The following is an 11,453-nucleotide window of genomic DNA, read 5'->3' on the forward strand; positions in this document are numbered from 1 at the left end:
CACCAAATTCGGCCGCGGCATCCGGGCCGTCGCGCAGGACCCGACCACGGCGACGCTGATGGGGGTGTCCCGGGAGCGCATCATCCTGCGGACGTTCCTGATCGGCGGCATGCTCGCCGGAGCGGCCGCGCTGCTCTACACGCTGCGGGTTCCCCAGGGCATCATCTACTCCGGCGGGTTCCTGCTGGGCATCAAGGCCTTCTCGGCGGCCGTGCTCGGCGGCATCGGGAACCTGCGCGGCGCGCTGCTCGGCGGTCTGCTGCTGGGCGTCATGGAGAACTACGGGCAGGCGGGGTTCGGCACCCAGTGGCGCGACGTCGTCGCTTTCGTCCTGCTGGTGCTGGTGCTGCTGTTCCGGCCGACCGGCATCCTCGGCGAGAGTCTCGGGAAGGCCAGGGCATGAGCCACCGGACCGATGCCCTGCTCGCTCCCGGCGACGCGCTGCGGCGCTGGTGGGCCGATCGCACCCGGGTGCAGAAGTGGGGATTCGGGGTGCTGGCCTTCGGCGCGCTGGCGCTGTTGCCGCTCTACACCCCACCGTTCCTGAACACCCCGGGCATCAGCTTCGGCGGCACGATGGCGCAGTTCGCCATGGTGGCGATCATCGCCATCGGTCTGAATGTCGTTGTCGGACAGGCGGGATTGCTGGACCTGGGCTACGTCGGCTTCTATGCCGTCGGCGCCTACACCGTGGCGCTTCTCACCAGTCCGGACAGTCCGCTGAACAGGGTGGGTGAACACGGTTTCCTCAGCGAGAAGTGGGCCTGGCTGGCCTGCGTGCCGATCGCCATGGCGGCCACCGCGCTGGCCGGCCTGATCCTGGGCATCCCTACGTTGAGACTGCGCGGGGACTACCTGGCCATCGTCACCCTCGGCTTCGGCGAGATCATCCGGTTGCTCGCCGACAACCTCTCCGGGATCACCAATGGGCCCCGCGGCCTCAATCAGGTGGCCTACCCGCGTGTCGGTGAGAGCGCGGATCTTCCCGACGGGGTGTTCTCCAGTGGGAACTCCTCCGGCCAGGCCAACTACGGGACCTGGTGGTTCTGGCTCGGATTGGTGCTGATGGTGGGCATCCTGCTGCTGGTCGGCAACCTCGAGCGCAGCAGGGTGGGCCGGGCCTGGGTGGCCATCCGCGAGGATGAGGACGCCGCGGAGGTCATGGGCGTCAACACCTTCCGATTCAAACTGTGGGCGTTCGTGATCGGCGCGGCCATCGGCGGGCTGTCCGGTGCGCTGTATGCCGGCCAGGTGCAGTTCGTCGCACCGCCGACGTTCAACATCATCAACTCGATGCTGTTCCTTTCCGCCGTGGTGCTCGGCGGCCAGGGCAACAAACTCGGAGTGATCTTCGGCGCGTTCGTCAGCGTGTACCTGCCCAACCGGTTGCTCGGCGTGCAACTGTGGGGCATCAATCTCGGCGACCTGAAGTACCTGTTCTTCGGTCTGGCTCTGGTGGTGCTGATGATCTTCCGGCCGCAGGGCCTGTTCCCGGTGCGCCAGCAACTGCTCACATACGGCCAGTCGGCGCGACGGCTGTTGGGATCGGCGGCGTCATGACCGAGGACACGGCCGCTCTACACCGTGAGATGCACACCCCCGAGGGCGCGGTCCTCCTGCAGGCAACCGATCTCAGCGTCCGGTTCGGCGGGCTGACCGCGCTTGACTCGGTGAGCTTCTCGATCCGGCGCGGCGAGATCCTCGGGCTGATCGGGCCCAACGGCGCAGGCAAGACCACCTGCTTCAACGCGATCACCGGTGTGTACCGGCCCAGTGCGGGGACGGTGGACTTCGACGGCCAACGCCTGGGCCGGCGCAAGCGCTACCAGATCACCCGGCTCGGTATCGCCCGCACCTTCCAGAACATCCGGTTGTGGGGCGAGATGACCGCGCTGGAGAACGTGATCGTCGGCACCGACGCACGGCACCTGACCTCGGTGCCGGGTGCGCTGGTGCGCAGTCCGAGGCACCGCCGCGAGGAGCGCGTCGCCATCGAGAAGGCGGTCGCGCTGCTGGAATTCGTCGGCATCGCCCGCCGCGGTGAGGAGAAGGCCAAGAATCTCTCCTACGGCGACCAGCGGCGGCTGGAGATCGCCCGTGCGCTGGCCACCGAGCCCAAACTGCTGTGCCTGGACGAACCCGCCGCCGGGTTCAATCCCAGCGAGAAGGCGGCGCTGGTCGATCTCATCCGGGCGATCCGCGACGACGGCTACACCGTGTTGCTGATCGAGCACGACATGCGGGTGGTCATGGGGGTGGCCGACCGGATCGTGGTGCTGGAGTTCGGCCGCAAGATCGCCGACGGCCTGCCCGCCGAGATCCGCGAGGATCCCGCAGTGATCGCCGCCTACCTGGGGGTGCCCGATGACCAACTCTGAGAGGGTGCTGCTGGAGGTGCGCGACGCGGTCGTCCACTACGGCCGGATCGAGGCGCTGCATGGGGTTTCGCTGAGCGTGCGCGAGGGCGAGTTGGTGACCCTGCTGGGCTCCAACGGCGCGGGCAAGACGACTCTCATGCGCGCGATCTCGGGTCTGCGGCCATTGACCGGTGGCTCGGTGTGGTTCGACGGCCGCGACATCACCCGGGTCAAGGCCCACCAGCGCGCCATCGACGGCCTGATTCAGGCCCCGGAGGGCCGCGGTGTCTTCCCGGGTATGACGGTCACCGAGAACCTCGAAATGGGTTGCTACGGGCGCAAGTTCGAGTCCAGGTCAGCCCACGACGAGCGAATGGACTGGGTCTTCGAGACCTTCCCGCGACTGTCGGAGCGGCGCAAGCAGGTGGGCGGGACGCTGTCCGGGGGGGAGCAGCAGATGCTCGCCATCGGGCGGGCCTTGATGGCCCGGCCGCGGGTGCTGCTGCTCGATGAGCCGTCGATGGGCCTGGCACCCATGGTGATATCGCAGATCTTCGGCATCATCGCCGAGATCAATGCCGCGGGCACCACGGTGCTGCTGGTGGAGCAGAACGCCCAGCAGGCGCTGAGCCGCTCGGACCGGGCCTACATCCTGGAGACCGGCTCGGTGACCCGCGAGGGCCCGGCGCGGGAGTTGTTGGCTGACGACAGCATCCGGGCCGCCTACCTCGGGGTGGCCTGACCGCGGTTATCGCTGCAGTAGGGGGTATCTCCGCGAGATCCGGTACAGGCCTGTCATTGCGATCGAGATGTAGACGATCGGCATCACCGTCCAGATCCACGGGAGGGTGGTGAATGTCTCGCGCCACGGCCTGACGACCAGCTGCCCGGCTCGCGTGGCCACCGCCATCAGGCCGAAGATCAGCAGACAGTACGAGAGAAACCAGAGCCGGAGAGGGCCGGCCGCTCGGGGCATCTGCCGCGGCTCGATCAAAGTGAAATAGAAGGACCAGGTTGCGAAAGTGATCAGGAAGGCGACGACCAGTATCGGGAAATTCGGGAAGTGGGTGAACCCGTCGAGGCGGATCACCACCTCCACGAACGACTCACCCAAGACGATCACGAGAAGTTCGCCGAGCCGCTCGGAGAAGTGCTCCGCGTTCAGGTGCGTGCCGACAAGGCGCCCCGCAAGCGTCCAGTACACCGGGACGCAGCCGACCAGGACGCCCGCGGTGAAAATGCTCTGCTCGATCCTGACACCCGATTCCGCGAACGGAGCGCCCGCAATGAAGATGGCGCCGGCAAGGCCGCTGGACCAGGTCACCAGACGCGCTTCCCGGCGGTACCGGGACTGATCCGATGACGCGTACATCAGCGCTATGGAGAGGAAGGCGACCCCGAGGGCGAGGAACCCTAGATTGTCCGGGAGGCTTTCGGTCTTCCTGCCGATCGCGAGGATGGCGACGGCGACGCTGAACATCTGGAGGAGAACCAACGCCCGTCTCAGCCAGTTGTCCCGCGGGAACAGGTTGGCATGCAGGACGGTGAGAATCCAGATGACGAGCATGACGACGAGAGTGGCGCCGAGCCAGAAGCCGATCGCGACCGTCGGCTCCTCCTGGAAAAGGTGAGCGCCGTTCACCAGGGCCGCAACGAACACCAGATCGTAGAAGAGATCGAACCAAACCAAGCGCCGATCGGCCACGGCGTCGATGCTGCCACAGCGGGCCGATCACCAGCCCGCATTCAAGACCGGCCTGTCAGCCGCGAGGTACCCGGAGACCCGGAACCGCCCGGCGGGGTCCGTCAGCGGGCGACGATCACCGACGAGCCGTGGCCGAACAGGCCCTGGTTGGCGGTGACGCCGACAGTGGCACCCTCGACCTGCCGGCCGGTGGCCTGCCCGCGCAACTGCCAGGTCAGCTCGCAGACCTGGGCGATGGCCTGGGCCGGGATCGCCTCGCCGAAGCAGGCCAGCCCGCCGGACGGGTTGACCGGGACGCGTCCGCCGACGGTGGTCGCCCCGGAGCGCAGCAGCGCCTCAGCCTCTCCCTTGGCGCACAGGCCGAGGTGCTCGTACCAGTCCAGTTCCAGCGCGGTGGACAGGTCGTAGACCTCGGCCAGGCTGAGGTCCTCGGGCCCGATACCGGCTTCGGCGTAGGCGACGTCGAGGATGTGGTCCTTGAATACCCGGTCCGGGGCGGGCACGGCCACGGTGGAGTCGGTGGCGATGTCGGGCAGTTCGGGCAGGTGCTGCGGATAGACCGGCGTCGCGCAGGACACCGCGCGCACCGACGGCACCCCGGCCGCTGACCCGAGGTGTTTCTCGGTGAAGGCCTTGCTCGCCACCACCAGCGCGGCACCGCCGTCGGAGGTCGCGCAGATGTCCAGCAGCCGCAGCGGGTCGGACACCACCGGGCTAGCCAGCACGTCGGAGATCGAACTCTCCTTGCGGTAGCGGGCGTTGGGGTTGTTCAGGCCGTGGCGGGAGTTCTTCACCTTGACGGTGGCGAAGTCCTCCGCAGTGGCGCCGTAGAGGTCCATCCGACGCCGGGCCAGCAGCGCGAAGTACACCGTGTTGGTGGCCCCGATCAGGTGGAAGCGCTGCCAGTCCGGGTCGCCCTTGCGCTCGCCGCCGACCGGGGCGAAGAACCCCTTCGGGGTGGTGTCGGCGCCGACGACGAGAGCGACGTCGCACAGCCCGGCCAAAATCTGCGCCCGCGCGGACTGTAGCGCCTGGGACCCCGACGCGCAGGCCGCATAGCTCGACGACACCGGGATGCCGGTCCAGCCCAGCTTCTGGGCGAACGTCGCCCCGGCGACGAAGCCGGGATAGCCGTTGCGGATGGTGTCGGCGCCGGCCACCAGCTGGATCTGACGCCAGTCCACGCCGGCGTCGCGCAGCGCGGCGCGGGCGGCGACCACGCCGTACTCGGTGAAGTCACGGCCCCACTTGCCCCACGGGTGCATGCCCGCGCCGAGGATGTAGACGGGTTCCGGCGGGCAGGAGCCAAGCGGTCCGGGGAGAGATGTGCTCACCGGGCCACCTTCCACGCGTAGACCTCGCGGGTGACCCCGTCGTCGTCGACGTAGAGCGGCATCGTCGTCAACTCCATCTCCATGCCCACCCTCAGATCGGCGGCCAACGTCCCCGCCGCCACCTTGCCCAGCACGATGATCCCGTCGTCGGCCAAGTGCACCGCCGCCACCGCGAACGGTTCGAACGGGTCGGTCTGCGGGTAGGGCGGCGGCGGCTGGTAGCGGTTCTCGGTGTAGCTCCACAGCGTCCCGCGCCGTGACAGCGCCGCCGTCTCCAGTTCGTCGGCGCCGCAGCCCGGGTTGGGGCAGTTGTCCTCCCGCGGCGGGAAGACCACGGTGCCGCACCGCGGGCATCTCGACCCGACCAGATGGGGCGTCCCCGACTCGTCGAAGGACCACCAGCCGTCGATCGCGGGGGCTTGAGAGGAACCCGGCACGGGCTCAGATTACGCCCGTCCGGTGTGCCTAGAGTATGGGCGTGAGCGAGAAGCCGACATTGATGCTGCTGGACGGCAATTCGCTGGCCTTCCGGGCGTTCTACGCGCTGCCCGCGGAGAACTTCAAGACCCGCAACGGTCTGACCACCAATGCGGTTTACGGGTTCACCGCGATGCTCATCAACCTGCTCCGCGACGAGGGGCCCACCCACGTCGCCGCCGCGTTCGACGTCTCGCGGCAGACCTTCCGCTCCGAGCGCTACCCGGAGTACAAGGCCACCCGCAGCGACACCCCCGACGAGTTCCGCGGCCAGATCGACATCACCAAGGAAGTGCTGGGCGCCCTGGGCATCACCGTGCTGGCCGAGCCCGGCTACGAGGCAGACGACATCATCGCGACCCTGGCCGGCCAGGCCGACGAAGCCGGCTACCGGGTGCTGGTGGTCACCGGTGACCGCGACTCGCTGCAACTGGTCAACGACAACGTCACCGTGCTGTACCCGATCAAGGGTGTCAGCACGCTGACCCGCTACACCCCTGAGGCGGTGCAGGAGAAGTACGGACTGACCCCCGATCAGTACCCCGATTTCGCGGCGCTGCGCGGCGACCCGAGCGACAACCTGCCGGGCATCCCCGGTGTGGGAGAGAAGACCGCTGCGAAGTGGATCGTCGAGTACGGCTCGCTGCAGGGCTTGGTGGACAACGTCGAATCGGTGCGCGGCAAGGTCGGAGACTCGCTGCGCGACAACCTTGCCACCGTCGTGCTCAACCGTGAGCTGACCCACCTGGTGCGCGACGTCCCGCTGGCCCAGACCCCCGACACGCTGCGCCTGCTGCCGTGGGACCGCGACCAGATCCATCGGCTCTTCGACGACCTGGAGTTCCGGGTGCTGCGCGACCGTCTGTTCGAGACTCTCTCGGCGGTCGAACCGGAGGTCGACGAAGGTTTCGACGTGCGCGGCGGCGCGCTGGAGCCCGGAGCCGTCGCAGGTTGGCTGGCCGCCCACGCCGCCGACGGCCGTCGCGCCGGGGTGGCGGTGACGGGCACCCACGCCGTCTACGACGGCGACGCCACGGCGGTGGCGATCGCGACCGCCGACGGTGAGGGCGCCTACATCGACACCGCCACCCTGACCGCCGAGGACGAGGCGGCGCTGGGGTCGTGGCTGGCCGACCCAGGCAAGCCCAAGGCGCTGCACGAGGCCAAGGTCGCCATGCACGACCTGGACGGGCGGGGCTGGACGCTGGCCGGGGTCACCTCCGACACCGCACTGGCCGCCTACCTGGTCCGACCCGGCCAGCGCAGTTTCACTCTCGACGACCTGTCGTTGCGTTATCTGCGCCGCGAATTGCGCGCGGAAACTCAAGAGCAGCAACAACTGTCACTGCTCGATGACACCGACGGCGTCGACGACCAGGCGGTCCAGACTTTGATCCTGCGGGCCCGCGCCGTCGCGGACCTCGCCGACGCGCTCGACGAGGAACTGGTACGCATCGACTCGGCTTCGCTGCTGGCCGATATGGAACTGCCGGTCCAGACCACGTTGGCGGGCATGGAGAGCGCCGGCATCGCCGTCGACCTCGACGCGCTGGACGTACTGCAGCGCGAGTTCGGCGATGCGATCCGCGACGCCGCGGAGGCCGCCTACTCGGTGATCGGCCAGCAGATAAACCTCGGATCGCCCAAACAGTTGCAGGTGGTGCTCTTCGACGAACTCGGCATGCCGAAGACCAAGAAGACCAAAACCGGCTACACCACCGACGCAGACGCGTTGCAGGCGCTGTTCGACAAGACCGGCCACCCGTTCCTGGAACACCTGCTGGCCCATCGCGACGCCACCCGGCTGAAGGTCACCGTCGACGGCCTGCTGAAGTCCGCCGCCGCCGACGGGCGCATCCATACCACCTTCAACCAGACCATCGCCGCGACCGGCCGGCTGTCCTCGACCGAGCCGAACCTGCAGAACATCCCGATCCGCACCGACGCCGGTCGGCGCATCCGCGACGCCTTCGTCGTCGGCGACGGCCCAGGGTTCAGATACGCCGAGTTGATGACCGCCGACTACAGCCAGATCGAGATGCGCATCATGGCCCACCTGTCGAAGGACGAGGGTCTCATCGAGGCTTTCCGCACCGGTGAGGACCTGCACAACTTCGTGGCGTCACGGGCCTTCGGCGTGCCGATCGGCGAGGTCACCGCCGAACTGCGCCGCCGGGTCAAGGCGATGTCCTACGGACTGGCCTACGGGCTGAGCGCCTACGGGCTGTCCCAGCAGCTCAAGATCTCCACCGAAGAGGCCAAGGACCAGATGGACGCCTACTTCGCCCGGTTCGGCGGGGTGCGCGACTACCTGCTGGCCATCGTCGACCAGGCCCGCAAGGACGGCTTCACCTCCACGGTGCTGGGCCGCCGGCGCTACCTGCCCGAGTTGGACAGCAGCAACCGCCAGGTCCGCGAGGCCGCCGAGCGTGCCGCGCTCAACGCCCCGATCCAGGGCAGCGCGGCCGACATCATCAAGGTCGCGATGATCGGGGTGGACGCCGCCCTGGCCGACGCCGGCCTGTCCTCTCGGCTGTTGCTGCAGGTGCACGACGAGTTGTTGCTCGAGGTCGCGCCGGGGGAGCGGGACGCGGTCGAGAAACTGGTGCGGGACAAGATGGGCGGTGCCTACCCGCTGGACGTTCCGCTGGAGGTTTCGGTGGGTTACGGACCCACCTGGGACGCCGCGGCGCATTAGCGGAGGCGCCGATGAAAGTGTTTGCCGACATTTCGTCGGGTTTTCGCGGGTGAAGGTTTTCCCGGGCGGGCGGCAATGGCATAGTGACGCCTCAGGCGCGGGGGAACGTCGCGCTCTTGAACATGACTTTTGAACATGAATCGTGAAGGAACCGTGATGGCCGCAGCCAAGTCGATCCAGCCCGTCCGCCTCACCCGTTCCGGGCAGCGCGACGTCTGCCCCGAGGACTCCGGGTCCGCGCGCTACGTGGGCCGGATCGGCGCGCTGGCCGTCGCACTGGGTGTGGGGGCGGCCATCGCCTCGCCGGTGTCCGCCTACGCCGACACGTCGGGCTCGGCGGGCTCGACGGGATCGAGTTCCTCCAGCGACGACCCGGGTACCTCGCGCGGCAGCTCACCGGCCAGGTCCCGAGCGTCCTCCAAACCCCGTTCGGGCGACGCCTCGTCCCGGATCGGCCCGGCGCAGAGTGACCCGGCGCAGAGTGACCCGGCCTCCGGTAACGACGCGGCTGAGCAGGTCGCCCCCGCGACGCCCGACCGGACGTCGCGCCGTGGTCGCACACCCCGGCCGTCGGCTTCGGTTCCGGAACTCCCGCAGCGTGGGAAACGGGGCAACTCGCAGCCCGCCGAGGCCGCCGCAGAGGCCCGGACGGCACGTCCGGCCGCAGCCGTGCCCGGCGCCACAAGCGCGTTGGCCGCGCCGCTGAGCGCTCCTGCGGACCCGGACACCCCGGCGCCCGCTGCGATCGCGGTTCCGGCGCAGCCGGTCCGGTCGGCGATCGCGCGTGCCGCCGCCGCGGCGAATTCGGCGCCGGTGATGCGTCCGCCTGCGGCGGCGGCGGTGAGTTCTGCGCCGGGCCGAGTCAGCGGCCTGGGTCCGGGTCTGCTGTCCTGGCTGGCTGCGGGCGGCTCCGGCGACGGGCCCGCGGTTGCGCCGCTGGCCTGGACCGCCGCGGCGTTCACCCGCCGCGAGTTGAGCAGGGGCTCGCGCACCGCCCCGGCGGCGTCGGCCACGACCACCTCCGGAGGTCTTCTGCTCAACCTGCCGAGAGCTTCCGCGACCGGCAACCAGGTCAAACTGTTCGGGGACGGCACCGCTGAGAACCCGAATGCGGGCATCCTGGGTGGGACCGGCTACAGCTACACCCGGTACGAGGGCGCATGCACCAGTGGTGCGTGCGACGGCGGGAAGGCCGGGTTGCTATGGGGCGACGGCGGCAACGGTTTCGCAGGCGGCGACGGCGGGTCGGCAGGGTTGTGGGGCAGGGGCGGCAACGGTGGCGCCGGCGTCGACGGCGTCCAGTCCGGTGGTACCGGGGGTGCCGGCGGCACGGGCGGCCTGTTCTTCGGCCGCGGCGGTGACGGCGGCACCGGTGGCGTGGCCTCCGGAGTCGGCGGCGTCGGTGGTGCCGGCGGTGCCGGCGGCAACTCCGGAATGTTCTCCATCGCCGGGTATCCCCCGGGGTTGAGCTTCGGCGGCACCGGCGGCACCGGCGGTGCGGCGACCGGGGTCGGCGGCACCGGCGGTCAGGGCGGCCGCGGCGGCAATACGGGCACGTTCTCTCTGGTCAACAACGCCGGATTCGGCGGCGTCGGCGGCGCGGCGGTCAACGTCGGCGGCGTGGGCGGCAACGGCGGCGACGGTGGCACCACCGGCAAGTTCTCACCGGCCGGCGACGGCGGACCGGGCGGCGCCGGCGGCGTGGGCTACACCCGCGGCGGCGACGGTGGTGACGGCGGGCGCAGCGCGATCTTCCTCGACGGCGGCGGCAACGGCGGCGCCGGCGGCGACGCGGTCGGCGTCGGGGGCACCGGCGGCACGGGCGGCAACGCCGGCGGCACCGGCCCGCTGACCCTGTGGGGCGCCGGCGGTGACGGCGGCGCGGGCGGCAACAGCACCGCCGCCCCGGTGGCCGGCGTGGCCGGCGGCAAGGGCGGCAACGGCGGCGACGGCGGGGCGAACGCGCGGATCATCCCGTTCACCATCGACGGCAGCAGCCCCTATGAGAACAACGGAACCGGCGCCGGCGGTGCCGGCGGGCGGGGCGCTGACGGCGGTCTTGGCGCCGACGGCGGCGCGGGCGGCGCGGGCGGCAACGGCGGCACCGGCAGCGTGCTGCTGGGCAACGGCGGCGCCGGGGGCGTCGGCGGCCGCGGCGGAAACGCCGGTGCGGGCACCGCGGGTGTCAGCGGTGCGGACTCCACCGGCTTCGGCGACAACAACGGCAACGGCTATGACGGCACCTCCGGCACCGGCGGTGGACCCGGCCGCTACGGCTTGGTCCGTGAGACTGTCGCGGCGGCCGGCGACGGCGGCGACGGCGGCTCCGGCGGCAACGGGGGAGTCGGCGGCCACGGCGGGCGCGGCGCCGACGGCACCCGCGCGCACCCCGATGGCGGCAACGGCGGCAAGGGCGGCGACCCGGGCGCCGGCGGCGGCGGCGGCAAGGGCGGCGCCAAGGGCGCCGGCACCGGCGGCAAGGCCGGCACCGACGGGTCGGGCGGCACGACGCCGACCAGTGGCGGTAACGGCGGCAACGGCGGCACCGGCTACAACATGGCCGCCGATCCCAAGGCCCCGGCCGGGGCGTCCGGTGGCAAGGGCGGCGCCGGCGGTGCCGCGGGCGCGGTCGGCGACGGCGGCGCGGGCGGCAGCGGTGGCGACGGCAAGGACGGCACCAACGGCGCCGGCGCCACCACGGCGGGCGGTTCGGGCACCGACGGCACCGCGGGCGGGGCCGGCGGCGCGGGCGGCGCGGGCGGCAAGGGCGGCAGCGTCTCCGGCGACGGCGGCGCGGGCGGCGCCGGTGGCCTCGGCGCCATCGGCGGCAACGGCGGTGACGGCCGGGACGGCGTCGACGGTGTCAACCCGGGCGACAGCGG

General features: G+C 70.6%; 8 protein-coding genes and 1 pseudogene. 6 read left to right on the forward strand and 3 right to left on the reverse strand.

Going from position 1 to position 11,453, the window contains the following annotated elements; all coding sequences use genetic code 11:
- The 4 genes from ACKOQ4_RS10890 to ACKOQ4_RS10905 form a co-directional block, all read left to right on the forward strand.
- A partial coding sequence (locus tag ACKOQ4_RS10890) for an ABC transporter permease subunit (protein WP_526291683.1) occupies positions 1-403 on the forward strand: 403 nt, incomplete at its 5' end.
- Positions 400-1,560: a branched-chain amino acid ABC transporter permease gene (locus ACKOQ4_RS10895; RefSeq protein ID WP_526291685.1), complete on the forward strand. Its 1,161-nt coding sequence runs from the start codon at positions 400-402 to the stop codon at positions 1,558-1,560. The genes ACKOQ4_RS10890 and ACKOQ4_RS10895, both read left to right, overlap by 4 nt.
- Positions 1,557-2,378, forward strand: a complete 822-nt coding sequence (locus tag ACKOQ4_RS10900) for an ABC transporter ATP-binding protein (protein WP_526291687.1) — start codon at positions 1,557-1,559, stop codon at positions 2,376-2,378. Before ACKOQ4_RS10895 ends, ACKOQ4_RS10900 begins: the two co-directional genes overlap by 4 nt.
- Entirely contained in the window at positions 2,365-3,099 is a 735-nt protein-coding gene (locus tag ACKOQ4_RS10905; RefSeq protein ID WP_526291689.1) for an ABC transporter ATP-binding protein, read from the forward strand. The genes ACKOQ4_RS10900 and ACKOQ4_RS10905 overlap by 14 nt, the downstream gene beginning before the upstream one ends.
- A gap of 6 nt (positions 3,100-3,105) precedes the next feature.
- Here ACKOQ4_RS10905 and ACKOQ4_RS10910 read toward each other — a convergent pair whose 3' ends face one another.
- The 3 genes from ACKOQ4_RS10910 to ACKOQ4_RS10920 form a co-directional block, all read right to left on the reverse strand.
- A complete protein-coding gene (locus ACKOQ4_RS10910) occupies positions 3,106-4,062 on the reverse strand; it encodes a low temperature requirement protein A (protein ID WP_526291691.1) in 957 nt (318 codons plus the stop codon).
- Between the two features lie 101 nt (positions 4,063-4,163).
- Entirely contained in the window at positions 4,164-5,396 is a 1,233-nt protein-coding gene (locus tag ACKOQ4_RS10915) for a lipid-transfer protein (protein WP_526291693.1), read from the reverse strand.
- Complete coding sequence (locus tag ACKOQ4_RS10920) at positions 5,393-5,833, reverse strand: Zn-ribbon domain-containing OB-fold protein (protein ID WP_526291695.1); 441 nt, start codon at positions 5,831-5,833, stop codon at positions 5,393-5,395. The genes ACKOQ4_RS10915 and ACKOQ4_RS10920 overlap by 4 nt, the downstream gene beginning before the upstream one ends.
- Positions 5,834-5,895: 62 nt before the next feature.
- Between ACKOQ4_RS10920 and polA the strand changes: the two genes are divergently transcribed.
- Both polA and ACKOQ4_RS10930 read left to right on the forward strand, forming a co-directional pair.
- A complete protein-coding gene (polA, locus tag ACKOQ4_RS10925; protein WP_526291697.1) occupies positions 5,896-8,571 on the forward strand; it encodes a DNA polymerase I in 2,676 nt (891 codons plus the stop codon).
- Between the two features lie 156 nt (positions 8,572-8,727).
- Positions 8,728-11,453, forward strand: a pseudogene (locus ACKOQ4_RS10930) (hypothetical protein); the annotation flags it as partial.

The sequence above is a fragment of the Mycobacterium sp. genome, from assembly GCF_046095365.1.
GTDB lineage: Bacteria > Actinomycetota > Actinomycetes > Mycobacteriales > Mycobacteriaceae > Mycobacterium.